Genomic DNA, 25,296 nt, shown 5'->3' with positions numbered 1-25,296 from the left:
CAGTGGGGCGAAGAAAGCATTGGGTTATGGCTAACCCAGACCGCACGGCCAAATAGTAAAAAGCATGATCTTATTTCCCGCATGCACAACGGGTGGAGCCCATAGATCCCGTGCCGTTGGTGTTAGCTTGTTGAATTGGTTATGCAGCAAACATTAAATAACTGATAGCGTTTCGCTGTGCCATAACCCTATTTCTTGCTGCGTTTGCTCTGCCCCTCAATCCGGCGGCGAAGGCTTTCACGAGCTTGCTGTTTGGCTCGGGGGGACTCGCCGCCCTACTTTAGCCACACTTTGAATCGCCACAATTCAAACAAGTCATGCAATTATCCATTTTGATCATAGCCTTGGTATTGCATTTACCGCAGAGCTGGGCGCCAGTGGGGAAGCTGCCGCTTTCGCTGTCTTCGGCCTTGTGCAGCATGGACTCGAACTCGGCGCGTTTTTCGTTGATGTGCTTTTGCTGATGCTCGTCGAGGGTGTCGTCTTTCAGCAGACCAATCATACGCATATGGCGCTCGATCACATCACCGATCTCGGCGACCAGTGAAGGCATGTATTTGCCGCCCTTCTTGAAATAGCCACCGCGCGGGTCGAACACTGAACGCAGCTCTTCCACCAGAAAGGTGACATCACCGCCCTTGCGGAATACGGCGGAGATGATGCGGGTGAGGGCGACGATCCACTGGAAGTGGTCCATGTTCTTCGAGTTGATGAAGACTTCGAAGGGGCGACGCAGCTCATCCTCGGTGCCGGGATTGAGCACGACATCGTTGACGGTGACATACAGGGCATGCTCGGTGAGCGGGGTTTTGATCTTGTAGGTGGAGCCGATCAATACCTCGGGCCGCTCCAGCTTTTCGTGCATCTGCACTACCTTGGCAACGGTGGATTCCTCGGCAGGGGCGGCAGCAGCCTTCTCCTCGTCCTTGACCACGCTGTACTTCACAATCTTCTTTTCTATCTTGATAGTCATGCTGTTTCTCCAGTGACGGGCAATACCCCAGTGGGGCTTTCCGTCCTGTATATAGTTTAGAACTTGCCGTAATAGCCTTCTTTTAGGGCGTCGAACAGGTTGGCGGCGGTGTGGATTTCGCCGTCGTATTCAATCTCCTCGTTACCCTTGACCTCAAGCACGGTGCCGTCTTCCAGGGTAAAGCGGTAGGTAGTGCCCTCCAGATCGCTCTCTTTCACCAGCACGCCCTGAAACGCTTCAGGATTGAAACGGAAGGTGGTGCAACCCTTCAGGCCTTGCTCGTAGGCATAGAGGTAGATGCCCTTGAAGTCGTCGTAGGGAAAATCCGTCGGCACGTTGGCGGTTTTGGAGATAGAGGAGTCGATCCATTTCTGCGCGGCGGCCTGCACGTCGACATGCTCTTTCGGCGTAACGTCATCGGCAGTGATGAAGTACTCAGGCAGTTGCTCGTCTTCCTTGTCGGAGTAGGGCATGGCCTTGTCATTGATCAAGGAGCGGTAGGCCAGCAACTCATAGGAATAAACGTCGACCTTCTCTTTGGACTTCTTGCCTTCACGGATCACGTTACGCGCGTAGTGGTGCGCGAAGCTGGGTTCGATTCCGTTACTGGCGTTATTGGCCAGCGACAACGAAATGGTTCCGGTGGGGGCGATGGAGCTATGGTGGGTGAAGCGCGCGCCGTTTTCGGCGATGGTATTCACCAGATCAGGGTCAATCTCGGCTATGCGTTGCATGTAGCGGCTGTATTTGGCCAGCAGCACCTTGCCCGGCACCTTGTCGCCTATATTAAAGCCGTCTTGCACCATCTCAGGCCGCTTGCGCAGCATCTCGCCCGTTACAGTAAATTCCTGATTCAGCACCGGGGCCGCGCCCTTTTCCTGGGCCAGTTCAGCGCCCACTTGCCAGCCCACCAGCGCCATTTCGCGGGTGACCTGCTCGGTGAATTCCAGCGATTCTTTCGAGCCGTAACGCATGCACTGCATGGTTATGGCGGAGCCCAGCCCCAGATACCCCATGCCATGGCGGCGCTTGCTCTTGATCTCTTCGCGCTGCTGCTCCAAAGGCAGGCCGCTGATCTCCACCACGTTATCCAGCATACGGGTGAAAATCGCCACGGCGCGACGGTACTCGTCCCAGTCAAAACTGGCCTTGGACGTGAACGCATTGCGCACGAAATTGGTCAGGTTGATCGAGCCCAGCAGACAGGCGCCGTAGGGGGGAAGTGGTTGCTCACCACAGGGATTGGTGGCGCGGATGCTTTCGCAGAACCAGTTGTTGTTCATCTCGTTGACGTTGTCGATCAGGATAAAACCCGGCTCGGCGAAATCATAGGTGGACGTCATGATCGCATCCCACAAGCGGCGCGCGCGGATGGTGCGATAGATTTTACATGCGACCAGACCCTGGTCGTTAGACAGGTATTTATCCTTGGTGGGCCATTCGCGCCAGATCACTTGCTTCGGGTCGTTGACGTCGATGCCGTCGATATCAACCTCCTTGGCGTCGAGCGGGAACACCAGCGGCCAGTCTGCGTCATTCTTGACGGCTTCCATGTATTCACGCGTCACCAGCAGCGACAGATTGAACTGACGCAGGCGGCCGTTTTCACGCTTGGCGCGGATGAAGTCGAGCACGTCCGGGTGGCTGACGTCAAAGGTCGCCATCTGGGCACCGCGACGACCGCCGGCGGAGGAGACGGTGAAACACATCTTGTCGTAGATATCCATGAACGACAGCGGGCCGGAGGTATACGCACCCGCACCGGCGACGAACGCGCCCCTGGGACGCAGCGTGGAGAATTCATAACCAATGCCGCAACCGGCCTTCAGTGTAAGACCGGCCTCATGAACCTTCCCCAGGATGTTGTCCATGGAGTCTTGAATGGTGCCGGATACCGTGCAGTTGATCGTGGAGGTTGCGGGCTTGTAGGCCTGTGCCCCAGCGTTGGAAACGATACGGCCAGCAGGAATCGCGCCACGGCGCAGCGCCCACAGAAATTTGTCATACCACTCGGCGCGCTTCTCCTCGGTATCTTCCACATCGGCCACGGCGCGGGCAACGCGCCGGTAGGTGTGATCGAGTGTTTCGTCGATGACGGTGCCGTCTTTCTTCTTCAGGCGGTATTTTTTGTCCCAGATGTCAAAAGATGCGGGCTGAAGCTCGATGATGGCGTCGGCATTGGGGACAGCCTTGAGATGGGTAACCTTCATGGATACATGCTCCCTGGTATTGATTGTTTTGGCACGTCGCGGCACACCCACGGTGCATGGGGCCGTTTGACTATGGCTTGTTTTTTAATTTCGGTAAAACACAATATATTGTGCCGTGATGTGGGAGATTAACGCCTGTCCCCTCCCGTGTCAACACGCGTGAGCCTCCATGAAGGCATATTTTTTATACAATAAAAAACAATGACATACGAAAACATCAAAGGATTGACACAGGAAAATACATTGATATTCAGCAGGATAGGACCACTGAAATGCGCCGACAAAATACACCATATCTTGTGCATGTTAATGCGCAAGATCAATACGCCAACCAACTACTTCCGCCAAAACGCCGGTGTCAGCAACACCAGTAGCGTGAATATCTCAAGACGCCCCAGGAGCATGGCGAAGCTCAGTATCCAGATGCCAACATCATTGACGATGGTAAAATTCATCGTCACTGCGCCGAGGCCGGGGCCGCCGAGGTTGAGGCAGGTGGCGACGCCGGAGAAGGCGGTGACCACATCCAACCCGGTGCCCATCAGCGCCAGCGACAGCACGACAAAACTGGTGATGTAAAGTACCGAGAATCCCCATACGGCTTCAACGATACGGTCCGGCAGCGAACGCTCGCCGATTTTGACGGGGATGATGGCGTTGGGATGGATCAGGCGCATGATCTCGCGGATGCCCTGCTTGTAGAGCAGCAGGATACGCACCACTTTCATACCGCCCGCAGTTGAACCGGCGCAGCCACCGATAAAACCAATGGCCATCAGCAATGCGGGCAGGAACAGCGGCCAGGACGCGAAGTCCGCCGTCAGGAAACCGGTACTGGTAATCATGGTGACTACCTGGAGAGAGCCATAGCGCAATGCGCTCCATATGTCCGGATATTTTTGCGTGACCATCAACGTCACGACGACTATCGCTATAATCGCGGCGACGATACCGAGGAAGGCGAGCGCCTCTGCGTCGCGCCAATAGTGGCGGATATCCCGCTCCCGCCATGCCATAAAATGCACCGCGAAGTTGAACCCGCCGAGCAGCATGAACACGGTAGCAATAGCGTCGATGAGTGCGCTGTTGAAGTGGCCAAGACTGGCGTCATGGGTGGAAAAACCGCCGGTGGAGATGGTGGAGAAGCTGTGGCCGATGGCGTCGAACAGGCTCATACCCGCCAGCCAATAAGCCAGCGCGCAGGCCACCGTCAAGCCTAGATAGATGTACCACAAAGCCCGCGCCGTTTCGGTGATGCGGGGGGTAAGCTTGTTGTCTTTCATCGGCCCCGGCGTCTCGGCACGATAGAGCTGCATGCCACCGATGCCGAGCATGGGGAAGATGGCCACTGCCAGAACCACGATTCCCATGCCACCGAGAAATTGCAGTTGCTGGCGATAATAGAGGATGGATTGCGGCATGTGATCGAGGCCGACCATCACCGTTGCGCCGGTGGTGGTGAAACCCGACACCGATTCAAAAACCGAGTCGGTGAACGACATGTGCGGGTGCTCGGCAAGCATGAACGGTAAGGCGCTGACCATACTCAGCGCAGTCCAGAAGATCACCACGATCAGAAAGCCGTCGCGCAGACGCAATTCCTTGCGGAAAGAACGCACCGGCAGCCAACACAGAAAACCTGCCAACAGCGTCAATGCGAAACCCAGCAGGAATGATTCTGCGGTGTGGTCGTCGTACCAGAAAGATACCGCCACCGGAGGCAGCATGGTGATGCTGAACAGCATCAAAAGAAGACCGAGTATGCGTTGTATGGCGGAGAGTTGCATTTTTTAGCAGTTAATAAACAAAAAGCAAATCAGAAAACCGGTGGAACGCCATGCTTTGCCTCGTCATTTTTGGTTTTTTCTACTTTTTAAAGAAACATCGCGCTCACTTGAAACAGGCGCTCCACGTCGCGGATACGGGTTTTATCGACCAGGAACAGGATGACGTGATCCTCCGCTTCGATCACGGTGTCGTGATGGGCGATAATCACCTCATCACCGCGCAGCATGGCGCCAATGCTGGCGCCCGGCGGTAGTTTGATGTCCTGAATGGCGCGCCCTACCACTTTCGATGATTTGCGGTCGCCGTGCGCCACTGCCTCCAGAGCCTCCGCCGCGCCGCGCCGCAGGGAGTGAACCGCCGCAACATCGCCACGCCGCACATGGGCCAACAGGCTACCGATCATCGCCTGGTGGGGTGATATTGCGATGTCGATCGTGCCGCTCTCCACCAGGTCGACATAGGCGGAGCGGTTGATCAGCGCCATTACCTTGCGCGCACCGAGGCGCTTGGCGAGCATGGCGGAGAGAATATTATCCTCGTCGTCATTAGTCAGCGCGCAAAATATGTCGGTGGCTTCGATGTTTTCTTCACGCAACAGATCTTCATCGGTGGCATCGCCCAGCAGGACAATGGCCTTTTTCAGCTCTTCCGACAGGGCGCGCGCGCGCTTCTGGTTGTGCTCGATGACCTTGATCTGGTAATCATTTTCCAGCGCCTTGGCGAGGCGTTTCCCGATATTGCCGCCGCCCGCGATCATCACGCGTTTAATGGAGCTATCCAGTCGCCTCAGCTCACTCATCACCGCGCGGATGTCTTTGCTGGCGGCAATGAAAAACACTTCGTCACCCACCTCGATGACGGTATTGCCCTCGGGAACGATAGGCGCATCGCGGCGAAAGATGGCGGCAACGCGCGTCTGAACGCCTGGCATGTGTTCGCGCAGGGTGCGCAATTCGCGCCCCACCAGCGGCCCGTCATGGTAGGCGCGCACTGCCACCAGCCGTACCTTGCCGTGAGCAAAATCGAGCACCTGGAGTGCGCCGGGGTATTCAATCAAACGCTGGATATAATCCGTCACCGCCTGGTCGGGGCTGATCAGGAAGTCGATAGGGAGCGCATCGCTGGCGAATAACTGGGGATGGCTAAGATATTCGTTGGAGCGCACGCGTGCTATCTTGGTGGGGGTGCGAAACAGTGTGTACGCCACTTGGCACGCCACCATGTTGGTTTCATCGCTGTTGGTGACGGCGAGGATCATGTCCGCATCCTCCGCCCCAGCGCGCCGCAGCATCTCGGGGTGGGAGGCCTCGCCGCACACGGTGCGCAGGTCGAAACGGTCCTGGAGGTTTTGCAGAAGGTCCTGGTTGGTATCCACCACCGTAATATCGTTGGCCTCACTGACCAGATTGGCTGCTACCGACGAACCTACCTGGCCTGCGCCGAGGATGATGATTTTCATGTCAGCTCACAATCCGAAAACAAGGGCGGCAATCTTATCACTGATCCGCTGTTTCTTGTACATCGCCGATGCTTATGCCCAGCGCCCGCATCTTGCGATACAGATGGGTGCGCTCCATGCCCGCCAGTTTGGCCACCTTGGTAATATTGCCGCCCGTCTCACGCAGCTGATATTCCAGATAGGCCTTTTCAAAACGGTCACGCGCCTCGCGCAAGGGTAAATCAAAGCCCAGCGTTGATGTCGCAGTCATACTGGCAGGCGCTTCGCCCAGCGCGGCGTCCACTTCATCGGCGCCGATTTCGGCACCTGTGCCGAGAATCAGCAGGCGCTGCACCAGGTTTTTTAATTCGCGGACGTTACCTGGCCATGGATAATTGCGCAGGCGGTTTTGCGCCGCCATGCTGAAGCGGCGGTAGGGCAAGTTGTCCTGGTTGACGAAAACGTTCATGTAATAGTTAAGTAATTCGGGAACGTCTTCACAATGTTCGCGTAACGGAGGCACGCGCAGCGGCACCACGTTCAACTGGTAATAAAGGTCTTCACGAAAACGCTTGGTCTGGACATCCTGCGCCAGATCGTGGTGCGTGGCTGCCAGGACGCGCGCGTCGAGCTTCACCGGCTCGCTGCCGCCCACCCTCATGAAGGAGCGGCTTTGCAGGGTGCGCAGCAGGCGCGCCTGCAGCGCGGCATCCATATCGCCGATCTCATCCAGGAACAGGGTGCCACCGTTGGCTTGTTCAAAGCGCCCGTAATGAATCTTTCCGCCTTCTTCACTACCAAACAATTCGATAGCCGGATTGCCCTGTGGAACACCAGCATCAATAAACGGTCCATTGCGACGCATGCTGTTGGCGTGCAGATAACGGGCGAACAGTTCCTTGCCGCTGCCCGGCTCGCCAGTGATCAGTACCCAGGCGTCATGCTGGGCTATGCGTTTGGCCTGTTCGCGCAGATGGTGCATTACCGTGCCGTGGCCCACCGGCTCTGTTACCGTCTGATCGTGGCGGCGTAACCCGAGGTTTTCCCGCCGCAGCCTGTCGGCCTCCAGCGCGCGCTTGATGGTCAGAAGCAGCTTGGCCATGGACAAAGGCTTTTCCAAAAAGTCGTAGGCGCCCAAACGAGTGGCCTCCACCGCTGTTTCCACCGTGCCGTGTCCGGACATCATAATAACCGGTGGCAACGCATCGCCTTCTTCGGCCCCCCACTCCTTGAGCAGCGAGATACCATCGATGTCCGGCATCCAGATATCCAGCAGCACCAGATCGGGACGGCGCTCGCGCCGCGCACGCCGTGCCGCCTCGCCGTTTTCCGCAATGGCGACCTCGTACCCCTCGTCAACCAGGATCTCCTTGACCAGTTCGCGAATGTCGCGCTCGTCGTCCACTACCAGGACATAAGCCATACTCATGCGCCGTTCTCCCTCGTGCCCTTTAGGGTATTCATGCCCTTCAGGGTAAATGTCATGGCTGCGTCCACGCGGTTGCTCCAGTGCTTTGCAGCGGGAGGCGCACCACGATACAGGCACCGTCGCCGGGGATATTTTCCGCCCACACCACGCCGCCATGCTCTTCAACGATTTTCTTTACAATCGCCAGCCCCAGCCCACCGCCCTTGGCTTTGCTGCTGACCCCGGGCTCAAAAAGTCGGGCGAGAATCTCCGGCGTGATGCCTGGGCCATTGTCCTGCACGCGCAGTTCGACACTCTGAAAATCCGGCTCGTGCAGCCATTGCGTTGTGATGGTAACGCAGCAACCCGCGTTTTCACCAATGGCATCGAGGGCGTTTTTGATGAGGTTGTGCAGCAATTGCCGGAAGCGTCCGGCATCGGCCTCAATGCGCGGCAGTTGCGGATCGAGGTGGGCCTTTGTCCGCACCCTTGCATCACCGCGATAGAGATCAAGCACCTCGCTGATCAGGCGATTCAGATCCAGCGGATGCAGCATCAGTTTCGGCGCACGCGCATAATCGGAAAAGGCCTTGACCATTTCCTGCATGGTCTGCACCTGCTGGATGATGGTATGGGTGGAGCGGTCCAGCACATCCGCGTCCTCTGCGTTCATGGTTTTGAGGTATTTATGCCGCAAACGCTCGGCGGAAAGCTGGATGGGCGTGAGCGGGTTTTTAATCTCGTGCGCCAGACGCCGGGCCACTTCGCCCCACGCTGCATCACGCTGCGCCTGGATCAAGTTTGTGATGTCATCGAACACGATCACATGTCCGCCCGTGTCGCCTTCCGTGTCGGACAGCGGTGCACCGCGGCACATCAACACCTGTCGTCCGCTTGCGCCAAATAAAACCACTTCCTCGCGCCATTCCCGCAGCTCTCCCGTCAAGTGCAGCGCAAGGGCCTTGGCAAAACCGCCAAGATGCGGATAGACGCTACCAAGCTGATCTAGAGGCTCACCAATAATATTATCGTCTAGATCCGCTCCAAGAATCTGGCTCGCGGCAATGTTTGCAGTGCGCAGAATGTGTTGCCCATCCATTGTCAGCACACCGGAGGATAGCCGATCGAGCACCGCTTCCAGATAGGCGCGCTGTGTTTCGGCCTGTAGATGACTACGCTGGGCCTCATCGCGGGCGAGCGAAATCTTGCGTGTCATGTCATTAAATGACTGCACCAGAAAGCCCAACTCGTCATGACTGGGCAAAGAGGGCAATCGTTGGTCATAATCGCCCGCTGCCACTGCGCGCGTACCCAGCGCCAATACTCGCACCGGCTCCGTCAAGCGCCGCGCCGAAAAGAATGCGGCCCATACTGCCATGAGCACGCTGAGCCACAACACCAGCGACAAAGTCAGGGTAAAACTGAATTTGAGTGGCTCGCGCATATAGCCCAGCTCCTGATACCGGGCATAAACAGATTGCACGCCCTCGGCCAGTTCACTCATGCGCCCAGCGACTGGGAACAGCCCCTGAAGCAGGCGCGGAGGAGTGCCTGGATCGAGACTGGAGACCGGTACCACCGCACGCACATAAAGGCCGGTGTCGCGGATAGGATCGAGCCCGACATAGGTGATTCCCTGCCGTACTCGCTGCAATATCGCCTCACTGGGCTGGGTTGGGGCGGCCATGGTTGGATCATCGCTGCTAATGGCGAGAATGTGGCCATGCTGGGTCAGCAAGGTAAGATCAGAGGCTCCACTGCGCTGGCGCAATTTATCCAAGTCGAAAATGGCTTGACCATTAGAGATGCCTTCCATCTCGCGGGCCATCAATTCGGTTTGCCGCAACTGGTCACTCATGCGCGCATCAAGTGTAGTGCGGCTCAATTCCAGTGCGTCACCCAGCGCCCTTTCGATGCGCACGTCAAACCAGCTATCGATTCCGCGCCGTAAAAAATCCAGTGAGAAATAATACACTAGCGACACCGGCACCACGGAGAGGATCACGAATATGACCACCAGCCGAGCGGTGAGCCGCGACCCCACCACGCCGGCCCGGTACTGGCGCACCAGGCGATAAAGATTGGCGGCGATCAGCCCCACCAGGATAACCAGCTCCAGAATGTTGATCACCAGCAAGGCGGAATAGAGGCGGCCAAACTCCGCCGAGTTCTGTGTTGCACTGCTCATCATGTAGAGTGACACCAGCAGCAGCACAAACAGCAGAATCACCGGGACAACGCCCGAACCGGTGCGTTTCAGAGCCGCAATGGCCATGTGTACCACTCGCTACTTACGCGCCATCCGGCATAGATATAGGCCAATAAACGGATTGGCACCGGCAACGCCTCGATATCCAGACGGGCGCGCAGTCGTGCCTCATACGTATCGCCGGCTCTCAGCAATTGCTGATCCAACATCGGAAAATCATCAACGGCGCCCAGCACGTCCAGGGCCGCGCGCAGCGTTGGAAAACTGTTTTGTATGCCGGTATTGAGATTTTTTATCTGGTATTGACGCGTCAGTGCGTGATAGGAAAGCTGGTAGCGTTGTGTTACGTCTGCGATTTGCTCGTTCCAGAGATATTGCCGTTTACGCCACACCTCAATGTCCATCGCGATGGTCAGCGGTATTCCTTTATGCAGCGCATCCAGCATCCGGTCGCTGGGCTGATAGTCGATGCGGGCGTCGAGCCTGTATACCTTGTCGACTAACTCTGTTTCAGCGCTGCGTACAGTGAATTCGCCATTTGAGTTTTCACCCCGAGCGACGCCGAAACACATCAGGCCGATCATGAACATGAGCAGCGTTAATAAGTACGGGTTGCCGTGCCGGTTTTTCATAAGGCTTTTAGCAACGAAGTCCTATGGTTTTTGCAGACACGCATAATAAAACCCGTCCATGCCGTTCTCGCCAGGCAGGATCTGCCGCCCGGCCTCCCTAGGATTGCCCCACGAAGCATCGATAGCCTTTTCGCAAGAATCCGTTTGCACCGTCAGAAAGTGTGTTACCTGTTGCTCATTTTCCTGTGGCAGTATGGAGCAAGTGGCATACAAAAACATCCCCCCCGGCTTCAGCAAGGGCCATAGCGCCTGCAGCAGCCGCCCTTGCAGCTCCGCCAGTGCCGCGATATCGTCAGGCCTGCGCAGGATTTTGATGTCGGGATGACGGCGTATCACACCGGTCGCCGAGCACGGTGCGTCGAGCAGAATGCGGTCGTACATGGTGCCATCCCACCACGCAGCAGGCTGGGCGGCATCGCCCTCGATCAGACGAGCCTGCAATTGCAAACGCCTCAAATTTCCGTCCACACGCTTCAAGCGTACAGCATCGCTATCCAGCGCCGTCAGATCAATACCAGGCTGTAACTCCAGGATATGCGCGGCCTTGCCACCGGGCGCCGCGCAGGCGTCGAGCACGCGCTGGCCGGGCCGGACATCGAGCAGCTCGGCTGCGAGCTGGGCCGCGCTGTCCTGCACCGATACCCACCCCTCGCTGAATCCGGGCAGGCGCTCAACATCGGTGGGCTGCTCCAGAATAACCCCATGCGAGGCATGCGGCGCAGGACACGCGGCTATGCCGGCATCCGCCAGCATGCGCAGATAGGCATCGCGCTCCATATGTCGGGCGTTGACGCGCAGTGCCATCGGCGGACGCTGGTTATTGGCTGCGACAATAGCCTGCCAGTCGTGCGGCCAGGCGTTCTTGAACAATTCCAGCAACCATGCGGGATGGGCCAACGCCGCCACTTCGTCTTGATCCACCTCTTCCAGCAGGTGGGCGCTATCGCGCAAATAATTGCGCAAAACGGCGTTCACCAGCCCGCCCGCCCACGGCTTACCCAAGTCCCTGGCAGCTGCCACCGTCTCGGTCACGGCGGCATGATCCGGTACGCGCATGTAGATAATCTGATACAAGCCCAGCAGCAGCAGGCTGCGCACATCCGCGTCGCGCTCTTTCAGCGGCTTGCTCAGGAGCCGCTCCAATATCGCAACCAGTCGCGGATACCAGCGCACCACGCCGTAACACATCTCCTGAGCCAATGCGCGTTCTCCGTCCTTGCGCAACTGAGCAAGAGCAGGCGCAAGAATCCCCCCCAGCGAACGCCCTTTGCCCAACACCTGAGACAATACCTTCGCGGCGACGGTTCTTGATTTCATTTGAGCATGATGCCTGTAGCCACCAAATCACGATGGGCGTTCATAAAATCGGCAACCGGCATGGGGCGGCCGCCCGGCACCTGGAGTTGCAGCAGGCGCAGAATGCCGCCGCCCGTGGCGACATCAATGCCTTCTTTTCCGGCAGACAGAATAGTCCCCGGAGGCTGGCCGGCATCGCCGGCCACCACCTGTGCCGCCCAGACATGCAGCGGTGTCTCACCCATGAGGGTGCGCGCCACTGGCCAGGGATTGAATGCGCGCACCTTGCGTTCCAGCTCCACGGCGGGCCGCGACCAATCAATCACCGCCTCTGCCTTGTCAATTTTGGCGGCATAACAGGCCAGGCTGTCATCCTGCTTCGTTGCGTGTGCCGTGCTGCTATCGAGCTGCTCCAACACCGGCAGCAGGATCTGCGCGCCCAGCGCCGCCAGTCGGTCGTGCAGGGTTTGCGTGGTGTCATCCGCCAGAATGGGGCAGGATGCGCGCGCCAGCATGGCACCGGTGTCCAGGCCCGCATCCATTTGCATGATGGTAATGCCGGTCTCAGTATCGCCAGCGAGGATAGCGCGCTGGAGCGGCGCGGCACCGCGCCAGCGCGGCAGAAGCGATGCGTGAATATTCACGCAGCCCAGACGCGGCGCCTCCAGTACCGGGGGCGGTAGTATCAGGCCGTAGGCAACCACCACCATCAGATCAGCCTGCAAGGACTGCAACCGTGTTTGCTCATCTGCGGACTTGAGGCTGGAGGGCTGATACACCGGAATGCCGCGCTCAAGCGCCACACACTTGACCGGGCTGGCAGTGAGCTTGCGGCCCCGGCCTGCCGGGCGATCCGGCTGGGTATATACCGCGCACACCGTATGTTCCGTTGCGAGCAATGCCCGCAGCGGTGCGACGGCGAATTCGGGCGTACCGGCAAAAATGATGTTGAGTTTGGATTTCAAGATTTTCTATTTACTTTTTACTTATATGGTCTGGCGGCGCACTTTTTCCAGCTTTTTGCGGAGGCGCTGCCGTTTTAGTACAGACAGATAATCGACAAACAGCTTGCCGTCCAGGTGATCTATCTCGTGCTGAATACACACGGCCAGCAGATCGTCGGCTTCCATCTCAAACGATGCGCCGTTGCGGTCCAGCGCGCGCACCTTGATGTACTTGGCACGCTGCACCGGCTCGTAAATCCCCGGCACCGAGAGGCAACCCTCCTCCGTCTGCTCGACACCTTCCCTGCTCAGGATTTCTGGGTTGATCAGACATAACGGCGCATTACGCTGCTCCGAAATATCAATGACGAGCACACGCAGGGCGACATCAACCTGGGGCGCCGCCAGACCGATGCCCGGCGCCTGATACATGGTCTCGAACATATCGTCGATCAAGGTGCGAAGTTTACCATCAACCTTGGCGACCGGAGCGGCCTTGTTGCGTAGTCGCGGGTCGGGATAATGCAGAATTGGAAGAATAGCCATCAGATAACCGTTAACTTAATGCGACATGAGTCCGATATAAGGAAAGTGATCATAATAGATAGGCGCTCTGCGCGCCACATTCAATAAGGACGATTATGTTGACCAAAAAGACCTTGGTGGGCCTGTGTTTCGCGCTCCTGGCCTGGACCGCCACCGTGCCAGCCGCGCTGGCAGATACTGTAGCGCTCAACCCCAGTCATCCCGATCGCCACAAGGTGGTCAAGGGCGACACGCTGTGGGACATCTCCGCACGCTTCCTGCGTGACCCCTGGCGCTGGCCGGATGTATGGCATATCAACCCGGAGATCAAAAACCCGCACCTGATCTATCCGGGCGATGTGATTGTGCTGGGCATGAAAGACGGCAAGCCGGTGCTGCAAATCGAGCGCCCCGCACAGTCCGCAACCGCGCCATCACATCTGCCGACGGTAAAGCTATCTCCCCAGATCCGGGTTTCCGGGATGAATAGCGCCATCCCCGCCATTGCCATGGATGTCATCGAACCCTTCCTGTTGCGCGCACGTGTAATGAGCGCGAGCGAGACCGAAAACGCACCTTATGTCGTCGCATTTGAAGAAGGACGTCTGGCGACCGGCGCGGGGAGCAAGATATACGCGCGCAAGATGGCGGATGCGACCACCGCGCGCTTTGGCATATTCCACCGTGGCAAGGCATACCGCAATCCCGGTGCCAAAAAAGAAGATATCCTGGGCTATGAGGCCATCCAGGTTGCCGATGCCAGCGTGGAACGCGCGGGTGACCCTACGACATTGCGCATCACCAACTCTTATCGTGAGACATTGATTGGCGATAACTTGTTCCCGCAAGAGGAAAAGGACGCCGCACGGGATTTCTTCCCGCACGCACCGGAAAAGCCAACCAGCGGGAATATCATTGCAGTAACGGACGGTGTATCCAAAATCGGCCGGTACCAGGTGGTAGTGCTCAACGTGGGCGCGCGGGATGGTATGGAGCCAGGCCATGTGCTGGCTGTGCTTCAATCCGGCACCACCGTGCGCGACACGATCAAACCCGGCACGGGCAATATGGTGAAACTACCTGACGAGCGTGCCGGGCTGCTCATGGTGTTTAGCACCTTCGAACGTGTGAGCTATGCCCTGGTCATGCAGGCAGAGCGGGATATCCGGCTGTATGATATGGTGAAAAATCCGTAAGCCAGGGGCCGGCGATGGTAGGGTGCTCTGACCCTGGCAACAAATGACAAGCGGCTACCAGCTAATGACTTATACCCTTAAGGGCGCAAGTGACAAAAACGATCTAGGCTATTGGCTGGCCCTATTGAAGGCGCCAGGCGTAGGCCCCGTCACATTCCTGGCGCTGCTCGGCCATTATTCGACGCCGCGCGCCATTTTCGAGGCCGATCCAGAGCAGGTGGCGTCGTGCGGCATACGCGGCGCGGCGGCGCTCGCCGGCTATCTGCGCAAGCCCGATTGGCTCTCCGTGGAAAAGGATCTTGCGTGGGGGGAGCTGCTGGGCAACCACATACTCACGCTCCATGACCCTGCTTACCCTGCGCAACTACGCGAAATCGCCGACCCGCCGCCGCTCCTGTTCGTGCATGGTGACCCGGCGGTGTTGGCAACCTCGCAATTGGCGCTGGTGGGCAGCCGCAACCCCTCCGCCGCCGGACGGGAAATCGCTCATGACTTTGCAAGGCATTTGTGCGGCGTGGGATTAGCCGTCACAAGTGGTCTGGCGCTGGGTATCGACGCTGCCAGCCACCAGGGCGCGCTTGATGGAGAGGGCCTCACCATCGCCGTCACGGGCACTGGTCTGGACCGCGTCTATCCAGCCAGGCACCGCGATCTGGCGCACCGCATTGCCCAACGCGGCGCGCTGGTCTCTGAATTTGCGCCCGGCACCCCACCGCTGGCCGAACACTTCCCGCGCCGCAATCGCATTATCAGCGGCCTGAGCCTGGGCACACTGGTGGTGGAGGCCGCACTCGCCAGCGGCTCACTCATCACTGCACGCCTAGCGGCGGAGCAGGGGCGCGAGGTGTTCGCCATTCCCGGCTCCATCCATAACCCCCTGGCGCGCGGCTGTCATTCCCTGATTCGACTAGGGGCAAAGCTGGTCGAAAATGTCCAGGATATCCTTGAAGAACTCGGCCCAATGGTATCGGATGCGGCTTATAACACTGTATTATGTTCCGGTGAAAACTCTGACATTGGACTTAATCTTGACGATAACTCATTGAAACTGCTTGATTGCGTCGACTTCGCCCCCACCTCCATAGATACGCTCGTGGAACGCAGTGGATTGACGCCGGAGCAGGTTTCCTCCATGCTTTTGGTATTGGAATTGCACAATATAGTTGAATCGGCATCGGGCGGATGCTACACCCGCCGGGTTAAAGGCTAAGCGCAGGAGGTCCTGAAATGAAAGAAAATGTGTTGGATGTCCTGATGTACCTGTTCGAGAACTACCTCGACGGCGAGCTGGAGACTGCCCCTGACCAGGAGGCGCTGAGGAAGGAGCTCATCGAGGCCGGCTTCCACTACGGCGAGATCGACAAGGCCTTCACCTGGCTGGAGGGCATGGCGCAGATGCGGGAAAACGCCGCGCCGATCATGCTCACCACCAGCCACTCGATTCGGGTCTTCACCCATCAGGAGACGAACCGGCTCGACCTGGAGTGCCGCGGCTTTCTGCTGTTCCTGGAACAGCTCGGCGTGCTCGATCCAGCCAACCGCGAACTCGTGATCGACCGCGTCATGGCACTGGAGAGCGAAGAAATTGATCTCGCCCAGCTCAAGTGGGTGATCCTCATGGTATTGTTCAACCAACCCGGCCAGGAGGCCGCTTTCGCCTGGATGGAAGACCTCGTGTTCGACGAGATGCCCAACAATTTACACTAATTGCACTAGCACGCCACACGTTACAGGCAACAAGCGCGGGTTTCGGCCATCGCTTGCTGCCTGTGGCTTTTTGCGGCTGCCACCTATGGCCACATAACTTATGCCCAAAAATCTCCTTATCGTTGAATCGCCCGCCAAGGCCAAGACCTTGAAAAAATACCTGGGCAAGGACTTCGATATCCTCGCCTCCTACGGTCATGTGCGCGACCTGCTGCCCAAGGAGGGCGCAGTCGACACGGAACACAGCTTCGACATGAAGTACCAGACCATCGAACGAAATGAAAAACACGTCGATGCCATCGCCAGCGCCATGAAAAAGGCCGACGTGCTCTATCTGGCGACCGATCCGGACCGTGAAGGTGAAGCCATCTCCTGGCACCTCCTGGAGATCCTCAAGGAAAAGAAACTCATCAAGGACAAACCCGTGCATCGCGTGGTGTTCTATGAGATCACCAAACGCGCCGTGAACGAGGCCGTGGCGAATCCACGCGATATATCCATGGAGCTGGTCAACGCCCAGCAGGCGCGCCGCGCGCTGGATTACCTGGTGGGCTTCAACCTCTCCCCGCTGCTGTGGAAGAAAATCCGCCGCGGCCTCTCCGCCGGGCGTGTGCAAAGCCCGGCGCTACGCATGATTGTCGAGCGCGAGGAAGAGATTGAAAAATTCGTAACGCGTGAATACTGGACGATCCTGGCCAATCTCGCCAAAAAAGGCGACCGCTTCAGCGCCAAGCTCATCCAGTATCAAGGCGAAAAAATCAGCCAGTTCAGCGTCACCGATAGTGAGCAGGCGGGCAAAATCGAAGAGGAATTGCTGCGCGCCGCAGCGGGTGCCCTGGTGGTCGCCAAGGTGGAGAAGAAACAGCGCAAGCGCAATCCTTCACCCCCGTTTACCACCTCGACGTTGCAACAGGAAGCATCGCGCAAACTGGGTTTTACCGCCCAGCGCACCATGCGCCTCGCCCAGCAGCTCTATGAGGGTATCGACATCGGCGGTGGCGCGGTGGGCTTGATCAGCTATATGCGTACCGACTCGGTGAGCCTGGCGGCCGAGGCGCTGGACGATATCCGCAGCCTCATTGCCACCCGTTTCGGCAGCGACAACGTGCCTGAGCAACCGCACGTTTACAAAACAAAATCCAAAAATGCCCAAGAGGCCCACGAGGCGATACGCCCCACTGCTGCGGAACGCGCACCGGAGTCGATCAAGGACAGCCTGACCGCCGATCAGTACAAGCTGTATGACCTGATCTGGAAGCGCACCATCGCCTGCCAGATGATCCACGCCACCCTCGACACCGTGAGCGTCGACATGAGCGCAGGCGAAGGCAATCTGTTCCGCGCCAACGGCTCCACCATAGTCCACCCCGGCTTCATGGCGGTGTATCAAGAGAGCGTGGACGACAGCAAGGAAGAAGGCAAAGAAGGTGAGGATGAACGTCGCCTCCCCGTGCTGTTGGCCGGGGAAAAGATTGACCTGCTTGCCATCCAGCCCGAACAGCATTTCACCGAGCCACCCCCGCGTTATGGCGAAGCCAGCCTGATCAAGGCGCTCGAAGAACACGGCATCGGCCGCCCCTCCACCTATGCGAGCATCATCTCCACGCTCCAGCAGCGCGAGTATGTGGAGCTGGACAAGCGGCGCTTCAAGCCCACCGACGTGGGGCGCATTGTCAACAAGTTCCTCACCGAGTATTTCACGCGTTACGTGGATTACGATTTCACCGCCCATCTCGAAGACGAGCTCGACGCAGTGTCGCGCGGTGAAAAAGACTGGGTGCCGCTCCTGCGCGACTTCTGGACACCCTTCAAGGCCCAGGTCGACACTACTGAAGAGAACGTTAAGCGCCAGGATGTCACTCAGGAGGCGCTGGACGAAGCCTGCCCCAAATGCGGCAAACCGCTTTCAATCCGCCTCGGAAAACGCGGACGGTTCATCGGCTGCACCACGTACCCGGAGTGCGATTACACCCGCAATCTCAATGAAGAAGCGGGCGCTGCGACAGAACCCGAAGTCGTGGAAGGCCGCACCTGCCCCAAGTGCGAATCTCCGCTTATCTTCCGCCAGGGCCGCTATGGCAAGTTCATCGGTTGCAGCAATTACCCTGCCTGCAAACACATCGAACCCCTGGAGAAACCCGCCGACACGGGTGTGGAATGCCCACAATGCCACAAAGGCAGCCTGCTCAAGCGCAAGTCACGCTACGGCAAGATCTTCTACTCTTGCTCCACCTACCCGGATTGCAACTATGCGGTGTGGAACGAACCCCTCAGCGAACCCTGCCCAAAATGCCAATGGCCGGTGATGACCATCAAAACTACCAAGCGCCGCGGCACGGAAAAGGTCTGCCCGCAGAAGGAATGTGGCTATGCTGAGCCGTATGAGGTAGGGGAAACGGCGGAATCTTGAACCTGCAACAGCAGCTCACTCTTCGTGGCAATGCACGGACTCACCTGCTTGGTGAGTCCGCTACTGGCAGATGAGACGCTACCGTCGCACAGCCGGCATTATCCTGCCTACGGCAACAATCGCAACCACAGAGAAGGGAAATAAAATGGCGCAACTTTCCTAGCCCAGCTAGAATTGCCTCACCAGAACTGCCAATTTCCGGAATAGATCACCCAGATGCCAAGCAGGCCGTTGGTGATGGCATGTGAAAATACAGGAACCCAAAGATTGGCGCTGCGCTTGTATAGCCAACCATAGGCAATGCCGGCAATGATGCCAGCCAGCCACAGATTGTGCTCGATACCAAAAAGTACCGAGGTAATCACAAATGACTTAATGCTTATCTGATCTGGATTGAGGCGAAGAAAATCCGGATTATCTATCCAGCGCATCACAAACGAACGCCAGAACAACTCTTCCATGATGGGCACTATCAGGGCTGCGCCCATCAGACGAAAAGCCACCAGCATCCAGTCAATCTCACCCCCTTCGGAGACCGGATTGAACCCGCGCGACTCGCTGCCCATCGTCGCCCACGTTTGATCCAGGTTAATCCAGATCACAAAAACCACAATACCCGTGATCCCCGCAGCGGCCCAGTCACTCACCTTTGCGCTGACTGGCCTGGAAAGCTCAGAATAATGGCGCCATAGCCAGAGCAGTGCCAGCAACACCAACCCCACCTTGACAGGATATAGCCAGCGCAAATCCCAGTCTTTGATATAGCCCATATCCTGCAAAGTGGACATGCCGGAGGCAATGGTCAAAAAGGCAATATAAATCGCAAAGGGAAAAATACGGCTAAAGGCGGGGCGCGAAATTGGACTCATGAATGCGTTTTATCAGGGTGACGGTGAGGTATTATGTCACTCAACCTTCAGTGTTTTCTATCTCCCTTTGCCTGGGCTGGCTTTTTCCATTCTCTGGCTTTCAAGCGGTTGATGTGAGGAGTTCCAGCTCTTCTGGAGTTCCAGCTCTTCTGGAGTTACATCTCGTCCTGTTGGGTAGGCAAATTTCTAGGCAACTGGTGTACGAAGACAACGCGATCGAAGATTGAGCCGATGAAAAAAGTTGCGCGGATGCTGCGCAATCATCGGGCGCTGTTGCTCAACTGGTTCCGAGCCAAAGAGCAACTCTCCAGCGTGTCGTGGAGGGATTCAATGCCAAGGTAAAACTGACCTCCAGAAAGGCTTCAGCTTTCGAACGTTCCATGGTGCAGAAATCGCTTTGTATCATACGCTTGGCGCTTTACCCGAACCTGAATTTACCCACATATTTTGCTGAGGAGCCCAATATTATTCCATCGTTATCCACTATTCGCCGAACGCTTTTTCAGGTGTACCAGCAGCAATGACACCGCCGCTGGTGTGACACCGGGGATGCGCGCGGCCTGGCCGAGGGTGGCCGGGCGCTGTGTGGTGAACTTCTGGCGCACTTCGTTGGACAGGCCGCGCACCTTGCTGTAATCAATGTCTTCGGGCAGGGTTGTCTCTTCATTGCGGCGGCTGCGTTCGATCTCGTCGTACTGGCGGTCTATGTAGCCGGAATATTTGGTCTGGATTTCTACCTGTTCTGCTACTTTGGCGTTTGTCACTGAAGGTCCGGCCCCAGGCAGGGTCATCAGGGTATCATAGGTCACTTCCGGGCGGCGCAGTAGGTCCAGCAGGCTGTATTCGCGCGCGAGCTGTCCACCTATCACCCGTGCTGCATCGGCTTGCGGCAGCGTTTCCGGGCGCAGCCAGGTGGATTGCAGGCGCAGCGTTTCGCGTTCGATGGCTTCGCGTTTTTCCTCGAAGGCGCGCCACCGCACGTCGTCCACCAGGCCCAACTCACGCCCTGCGGTGGTGAGACGCAGGTCGGCATTGTCTTCGCGCAGCAGCAGGCGGTATTCAGCGCGGCTGGTGAACATGCGGTACGGCTCGCTGGTGCCGCGCGTGATCAGGTCGTCGATCAGCACGCCGACATAGGCCTCATTGCGGCGTGGGCACCACGGCTCTTGATCCTGTACCTGCCGCGCGGCATTCAGGCCCGCGATCAGGCCCTGTGCCGCAGCCTCTTCATAGCCGGTGGTGCCGTTGATCTGCCCGGCGAAGAACAGCCCGGAGAGGTGTTTTGTCTCAAGCGAGGGTTTGAGATCGCGCGGGTCGAAGAAGTCGTATTCGATGGCGTAGCCGGGGCGTGTGATATGCGCGTTCTCGAAACCACGGATGGAGCGCACCAGATCATGCTGCACGTCGAACGGCAGACTGGTGGAGATGCCGTTGGGGTAGACCTCGTGCGTGGTCAGCCCTTCTGGCTCGACAAAAATCTGGTGCGAGGTCTTATCGGCAAAGCGCACCACCTTGTCTTCCACCGATGGGCAATAACGCGGGCCTATGCCTTCGATCACGCCGGTATACATCGGCGAACGGGACAGCCCGCCGTGGATGATCTCGTGGGTGCGTTCGTTGGTGGCGGTGATATGGCACGGCACCTGGCGCGGATGTTCGGAAGGCGAGCCAAGATAGGAAAACACCGGTACGGGATCGTCGCCGGGCTGGGCGACAAGTTTGCTGTAGTCGATGCTGCGCCCGTCAATGCGCGGCGGCGTGCCGGTCTTGAGGCGCTCGACGCGGAACGGCAACTCACGCAGCCGCCGTGACAGCGCGTTGGCGGGCGGGTCGCCGGCGCGCCCGCCTTCATAATTGGACAAACCAATGTGGATGCGCCCGCCGAGGAAGGTACCCACCGTTAGCACCACCGCGCGCGCCGCGAAGCGCAGACCCATCTGCGTCACCACACCTGTCACCCGTCCATGCTCCACGATCAGGTCATCCACTGCCTGCTGGAACACGCGCAAGTTGGCCTGCTGCTCGACCGCCATGCGCACTGCCTGCCTGTATAGCACCCGGTCGGCCTGGGCGCGCGTGGCGCGCACCGCTGGGCCCTTGCTGGCGTTAAGGATGCGGAACTGGATACCGGCGAGATCCGCGGCATGTGCCATCAGTCCGCCCAGCGCATCGATCTCCTTGACCAAGTGGCCCTTGCCAATGCCGCCAATGGCAGGGTTGCAGCTCATTTGGCCCACGGTTTCGATGTTGTGTGTCAACAGCAGGGTGCGCATGCCCATGCGCGCGGCGGCCAGGGCCGCCTCGGTTCCCGCATGGCCGCCGCCGACGACGATGACATCAAAGGTGTCTTGGTGATTCATGGCTGATGTTCCAGCGTAGTGATTAATTTAAGCATTTTACCATTTTTGAGAGAAATGCCTGCTGCTAGATTTTGCGCAACAGGATGTATCTGAACCAGCCCTGTGCCATCGCCGACTATCGCCCCCCGATTGTTTTCGCTGATCGGCAGCAATAATTTTCAAAACCAAAAAATAATGTATTGCTGTTTCGTAGGGTTTTTTCTTTAGCGTTGATACCGAACGATAACCAACGGTGTCATACGCTGAGTGACACGAATTGGTGGAAGTTCAGCTCCAAAGAAGTACAATGATGCAAGGTGATGCAATCCGGTGAAACCATGAAATCCGTTCGAACCACTGTCTCTCTTTCGCAAGACCAACATAAGCAGCTTCTGGCCTTGGCTGAGGCCAATGGACTCTCTGTTGCCTGGATGGTTCGTCAAGCGGTAGGGGAATTCCTGGACAAAGTGGGTAAAGAGCAGAAATTTAGCCCGCTAAATGTCACGCCCAAGGAGAACCACCCTTGAACTTTACCCCCTACCAATCAGCCTACCTCGCACATTGGCTATCGCTGGAGGGCAAAGCAGAAGAGTCGCTCACGCAGACCATTGCCAGCGCCAAGGTGGATATGAACCCTCACCAGATTGAGGCGGCGCTCTTTGCACTGGAGTCCCCGCTCTCTCAAGGTGTCATTCTTGCCGACGAAGTAGGCTTGGGGAAAACCATCGAAGCCAGCCTGGTCATTAGCCAAAAGTGGGCAGAACATCGCCGCAAACTGCTATTGATTGTTCCCGCCACCCTGCGCAAACAGTGGAGCCAGGAGCTGGAAGAGAAGTTCTCGCTACCCACTCACATCCTCGAAGCCAAAAACTTCAACCAAGCCCGAAAAGATGGTGCAGGCAACCCGTTCGACGTGGAAATCGCCTTTGATCAGCAAGCAATTGTTATCTGCTCCTATGAGTTTGCATCACGCAAGGACAAAGAGCTTGCCATGATCCTCTGGGATCTTGTGGTGTTTGATGAAGCCCACAAACTTCGCAACATCTACAAAAAAGAGGGGGCCAAAACAGCTAAAAGACTCAATGACGCGCTTACCACCCGCCAAAAGGTGCTGCTCTCAGCCACGCCATTGCAGAATAATCTGCAAGAGCTATATGGCCTAGTGTCTGTCGTTGACCCTCACTTTTTTGGTGATCTCAACTCCTTCCGTTCGCGCTACTGCAAACCCAAGCTGGACGAAACCGAATTTGCACTGCTGCGCTCGCGGCTTACCAAGGTTTGCCACCGCACTCTTCGCCGACAGGTCCAGGAAGAGGGTGGTATCAACTTTACCCGCCGCTTCTCCATGACCGAAGATTTTCGCCCATCCAGCGATGAACTGGAACTCTACCGGCAGTTTTCCGAGTATCTGCAAGGCGATACTCTGGCAATCAAGAGCGGTGCTCGCCATCTGGTATCGCTCGTCATTCGCAAGATTCTGGCTTCATCCAGCTACGCCATTCAGGGCACCCTGGAAACCATGATTACCCGGCTGGAAAACAAACTCTCCGTGGCTGAAGCGCTGGAAGATTTTGATACGCTGGATGACCTGCTGGATGAAAGTGACATGGAGGAGCAGGAACTCATCGACCCCGAGATGCTGCAGGACGAGATCAACCAACTCAAAGACTTCAAATCCCTGGCCAGCAACATCTCCCGCAATGCCAAGGCCGACGCACTGTTGCGCGTATTGGGCCGCGCCTTTGATATGACCGAACGCCTGGGCGGTCAACGCAAAGCGGTTATTTTCACCGAATCTGTCAGGACCCAATCCTGGCTATTCAACCTGCTCGCTAACAATGGCTATCAAGACAAGATCGTCATGCTCAACGGCAGCAACAGTGACTCTACCTCCAAACAGATCTACAAAGAGTGGGAAGAGCGCCATCGCGGCTCCTCGCGCACCTCCGGCTCAAAAACGGCTGATATGAAGGCGGCGCTGGTAGACAAATTCCGTGACGATGCCGCCATCATGATCTGTACTGAAGCGGGGGCAGAGGGTATCAACCTGCAATTCTGCTCACTATTGATCAATTATGACCTCCCCTGGAACCCGCAACGGGTAGAACAACGCATTGGCCGTGTACACCGTTACGGGCAGAAGCACGATGTGGTCGTAGTGAACTTCATCAACAAAGGTAACCGTGCTGACGAGCGGGTATTTGAGCTGTTAAGCGAAAAATTCAGCCTGTTCGAAGGGGTGTTTGGTGCCTCCGACGAAATCCTCGGCTCCATCGAATCGGGTGTTGATATCGAGCGGCGCATTCTGGAGATCTACCAACAGTGCCGGAATGATCAGCAGATAGAGTTTGAGTTCAATCGTCTGCAGGAAGAGCTAAAAGAGGAGATTGAAGCCCGCACCAAGGAGACCCGAAAATCACTCTTCGAAAAGCTTGACGCCACTGTCATCAAGCAGCTCAACATCACCCGCGAAAAAACCAAACAGAAGCTGAGTGAGTACCAAGACAGATTGCTGCACCTCGCCCGTATGGCGTTGCCGCAGGCCCAGTTCAACCACAGCCGGGTTACTCACCAAGGCCAAAGCTATGACGTGGATTGGCGTAACGCTGCCGACACCGACGCCCAGTTTTTTCGCCCCTACGATGGCTTTGGCAAGACACTCATTGATCAGTGCGCAGCACAACTCAAATCGCTCAGCAGCAACCCTGAGCTGCTGTTTACCTACCAACCCCATGAAGATGGCCAATTCTCCGATCTGCTCAGCCTGGTGGGTAGCTCTGGTGAACTGGCAGTGGAAAAACTCACCTACACCATGCAAACCCAACAGCTGGAACATCTGCTGCTGGTGGCAATTACCGACAGCGGAGAGAGCCTGCCCAGCGATACGGTTGATCGACTGTTACTGCAACCCGCGCAGCAGGCCGGCACAGCCACTACGTTGCATCACGAAACAGCGCTGATCAACTTGCTCAACGAACAGGAGCATCAAGTAAAAACCCGCGTCGACCAGGATCTGAACCGCTACTACACCGATGAAACCGAAAAACTGGAGCGCTGGGCCGAGGACCGCCGCCTGGCGCTGGACATCCGCATCAAACAGCTCGACCAGGAGATAAAAGAGCAGCGCAAGGCCATCCGTCAACTGCCCACACTCGCGGAAAAACGTGACGCACAACGGGCACTCAAACAATTAGAGCGCGAACGCGACAATGCCATGCTCAACTATCATGAAGAGAAAAAACAGATCGAAGCTGAAGAGGATCGCCTGCTGGATGAAATTGATGACAAGCTGGCCATGACCCAACAGCGCGAACGCCTCTTTACGCTGCGTTGGAAACTAAACGGGTAAACA

19 protein-coding genes are annotated in these 25,296 nt (G+C 57.3%); 7 read left to right on the top strand and 12 right to left on the bottom strand.

Annotation, left to right across the window (positions count from 1 at the left end; all coding sequences use genetic code 11):
- Positions 1–280: 280 nt before the first annotated feature.
- The 10 genes from M3A44_04730 to def all read right to left on the bottom strand — a co-directional run bounded on the left by M3A44_04730 (position 281) and on the right by def (position 13,444).
- Entirely contained in the window at positions 281–973 is a 693-nt protein-coding gene (locus tag M3A44_04730; protein MEQ6340962.1) for an NrdJb, read from the bottom strand.
- Positions 974–1,029: 56 nt separating this feature from the next.
- The gene (locus M3A44_04725; GenBank protein MEQ6340961.1) at positions 1,030–3,183 is read right to left on the bottom strand and encodes an adenosylcobalamin-dependent ribonucleoside-diphosphate reductase; all 2,154 of its coding nucleotides are present in this window, start codon (positions 3,181–3,183) and stop codon (positions 1,030–1,032) included.
- 335 nt (positions 3,184–3,518) lie between these two features.
- On the bottom strand, positions 3,519–4,970 hold the full coding sequence (locus tag M3A44_04720) for a TrkH family potassium uptake protein (protein ID MEQ6340960.1): 1,452 nt from the start codon (positions 4,968–4,970) through the stop codon (positions 3,519–3,521).
- Positions 4,971–5,056: 86 nt separating this feature from the next.
- Complete coding sequence (trkA, locus tag M3A44_04715; protein MEQ6340959.1) at positions 5,057–6,430, bottom strand: Trk system potassium transporter TrkA; 1,374 nt, start codon at positions 6,428–6,430, stop codon at positions 5,057–5,059.
- A gap of 37 nt (positions 6,431–6,467) precedes the next feature.
- Positions 6,468–7,838, bottom strand: coding sequence for a sigma-54 dependent transcriptional regulator (locus M3A44_04710; protein ID MEQ6340958.1), 1,371 nt, complete (start codon positions 7,836–7,838; stop codon positions 6,468–6,470).
- 52 nt (positions 7,839–7,890) lie between these two features.
- A complete protein-coding gene (locus M3A44_04705) occupies positions 7,891–10,092 on the bottom strand; it encodes an ATP-binding protein (protein ID MEQ6340957.1) in 2,202 nt (733 codons plus the stop codon).
- Positions 10,074–10,658, bottom strand: coding sequence for a DUF4390 domain-containing protein (locus M3A44_04700; GenBank protein ID MEQ6340956.1), 585 nt, complete (start codon positions 10,656–10,658; stop codon positions 10,074–10,076). Before M3A44_04700 ends, M3A44_04705 begins: the two co-directional genes overlap by 19 nt.
- Positions 10,659–10,679: 21 nt before the next feature.
- Positions 10,680–11,975: a 16S rRNA (cytosine(967)-C(5))-methyltransferase RsmB gene (gene rsmB, locus M3A44_04695; GenBank protein ID MEQ6340955.1), complete on the bottom strand. Its 1,296-nt coding sequence runs from the start codon at positions 11,973–11,975 to the stop codon at positions 10,680–10,682.
- Complete coding sequence (gene fmt, locus M3A44_04690; protein ID MEQ6340954.1) at positions 11,972–12,919, bottom strand: methionyl-tRNA formyltransferase; 948 nt, start codon at positions 12,917–12,919, stop codon at positions 11,972–11,974. Before fmt ends, rsmB begins: the two co-directional genes overlap by 4 nt.
- 21 nt (positions 12,920–12,940) lie before the next feature.
- Entirely contained in the window at positions 12,941–13,444 is a 504-nt protein-coding gene (gene def / locus M3A44_04685; protein ID MEQ6340953.1) for a peptide deformylase, read from the bottom strand.
- Positions 13,445–13,539: 95 nt separating this feature from the next.
- On the opposite strand from def, the gene M3A44_04680 reads away from it, so the two are divergent.
- From M3A44_04680 to topA, 4 genes are all read left to right on the top strand, one after another.
- A complete protein-coding gene (locus M3A44_04680; GenBank protein ID MEQ6340952.1) occupies positions 13,540–14,619 on the top strand; it encodes a LysM peptidoglycan-binding domain-containing protein in 1,080 nt (359 codons plus the stop codon).
- 64 nt (positions 14,620–14,683) lie between these two features.
- Positions 14,684–15,829 (top strand): DNA-processing protein DprA, encoded by a 1,146-nt coding sequence (gene dprA, locus M3A44_04675; protein MEQ6340951.1) that lies wholly within the window; start codon positions 14,684–14,686, stop codon positions 15,827–15,829.
- Positions 15,830–15,846: 17 nt separating this feature from the next.
- A complete protein-coding gene (locus tag M3A44_04670) occupies positions 15,847–16,326 on the top strand; it encodes a DUF494 family protein (GenBank protein MEQ6340950.1) in 480 nt (159 codons plus the stop codon).
- 100 nt (positions 16,327–16,426) lie between these two features.
- Entirely contained in the window at positions 16,427–18,736 is a 2,310-nt protein-coding gene (topA, locus tag M3A44_04665; protein ID MEQ6340949.1) for a type I DNA topoisomerase, read from the top strand.
- 179 nt (positions 18,737–18,915) lie between these two features.
- On the opposite strand, the gene M3A44_04660 is transcribed toward topA, so the two are convergent.
- Complete coding sequence (locus tag M3A44_04660) at positions 18,916–19,605, bottom strand: CAAX prenyl protease-related protein (GenBank protein ID MEQ6340948.1); 690 nt, start codon at positions 19,603–19,605, stop codon at positions 18,916–18,918.
- A 159-nt stretch (positions 19,606–19,764) separates the two neighbouring features.
- Between M3A44_04660 and M3A44_04655 the strand changes: the two genes are divergently transcribed.
- Positions 19,765–19,947 carry a transposase gene (locus M3A44_04655; protein ID MEQ6340947.1) on the top strand — a complete coding sequence of 61 codons (183 nt, stop codon included), beginning with the start codon at positions 19,765–19,767 and terminating at the stop codon, positions 19,945–19,947.
- A 134-nt stretch (positions 19,948–20,081) separates the two neighbouring features.
- Here M3A44_04655 and mnmG read toward each other — a convergent pair whose 3' ends face one another.
- Positions 20,082–21,965: a tRNA uridine-5-carboxymethylaminomethyl(34) synthesis enzyme MnmG gene (mnmG, locus tag M3A44_04650; protein ID MEQ6340946.1), complete on the bottom strand. Its 1,884-nt coding sequence runs from the start codon at positions 21,963–21,965 to the stop codon at positions 20,082–20,084.
- Between the two features lie 317 nt (positions 21,966–22,282).
- On the opposite strand from mnmG, the gene M3A44_04645 reads away from it, so the two are divergent.
- Positions 22,283–22,471, top strand: coding sequence for a ribbon-helix-helix domain-containing protein (locus M3A44_04645; protein MEQ6340945.1), 189 nt, complete (start codon positions 22,283–22,285; stop codon positions 22,469–22,471).
- Positions 22,468–25,293, top strand: coding sequence for an SNF2-related protein (locus M3A44_04640; protein MEQ6340944.1), 2,826 nt, complete (start codon positions 22,468–22,470; stop codon positions 25,291–25,293). The genes M3A44_04645 and M3A44_04640 overlap by 4 nt, the downstream gene beginning before the upstream one ends.
- Positions 25,294–25,296: the final 3 nt, after the last annotated feature.

The sequence above is a fragment of the Gammaproteobacteria bacterium genome, from assembly GCA_040183005.1.
GTDB lineage: Bacteria > Pseudomonadota > Gammaproteobacteria.
This window is presented reverse-complemented; position numbering and strand designations above follow the sequence as displayed.

Excerpts from the sequence above, each read along its gene's own strand:
- M3A44_04730 (MEQ6340962.1), bottom strand. The coding sequence starts at position 973 with ATGACTATCAAGATAGAAAAGAAGATTGTGAAGTACAGCGTGGTCAAG.
- M3A44_04725 (MEQ6340961.1), bottom strand. The coding sequence starts at position 3,183 with ATGAAGGTTACCCATCTCAAGGCTGTCCCCAATGCCGACGCCATCATC.
- M3A44_04720 (MEQ6340960.1), bottom strand. The coding sequence starts at position 4,970 with ATGCAACTCTCCGCCATACAACGCATACTCGGTCTTCTTTTGATGCTG.
- trkA (MEQ6340959.1), bottom strand. The coding sequence starts at position 6,430 with ATGAAAATCATCATCCTCGGCGCAGGCCAGGTAGGTTCGTCGGTAGCA.
- M3A44_04710 (MEQ6340958.1), bottom strand. The coding sequence starts at position 7,838 with ATGAGTATGGCTTATGTCCTGGTAGTGGACGACGAGCGCGACATTCGC.
- M3A44_04705 (MEQ6340957.1), bottom strand. The coding sequence starts at position 10,092 with ATGGCCATTGCGGCTCTGAAACGCACCGGTTCGGGCGTTGTCCCGGTG.
- M3A44_04700 (MEQ6340956.1), bottom strand. The coding sequence starts at position 10,658 with ATGAAAAACCGGCACGGCAACCCGTACTTATTAACGCTGCTCATGTTC.
- rsmB (MEQ6340955.1), bottom strand. The coding sequence starts at position 11,975 with ATGAAATCAAGAACCGTCGCCGCGAAGGTATTGTCTCAGGTGTTGGGC.
- def (MEQ6340953.1), bottom strand. The coding sequence starts at position 13,444 with ATGGCTATTCTTCCAATTCTGCATTATCCCGACCCGCGACTACGCAAC.
- M3A44_04680 (MEQ6340952.1), top strand. The coding sequence starts at position 13,540 with ATGTTGACCAAAAAGACCTTGGTGGGCCTGTGTTTCGCGCTCCTGGCC.
- dprA (MEQ6340951.1), top strand. The coding sequence starts at position 14,684 with ATGACTTATACCCTTAAGGGCGCAAGTGACAAAAACGATCTAGGCTAT.
- M3A44_04670 (MEQ6340950.1), top strand. The coding sequence starts at position 15,847 with ATGAAAGAAAATGTGTTGGATGTCCTGATGTACCTGTTCGAGAACTAC.
- topA (MEQ6340949.1), top strand. The coding sequence starts at position 16,427 with ATGCCCAAAAATCTCCTTATCGTTGAATCGCCCGCCAAGGCCAAGACC.
- M3A44_04660 (MEQ6340948.1), bottom strand. The coding sequence starts at position 19,605 with ATGAGTCCAATTTCGCGCCCCGCCTTTAGCCGTATTTTTCCCTTTGCG.
- mnmG (MEQ6340946.1), bottom strand. The coding sequence starts at position 21,965 with ATGAATCACCAAGACACCTTTGATGTCATCGTCGTCGGCGGCGGCCAT.
- M3A44_04645 (MEQ6340945.1), top strand. The coding sequence starts at position 22,283 with ATGAAATCCGTTCGAACCACTGTCTCTCTTTCGCAAGACCAACATAAG.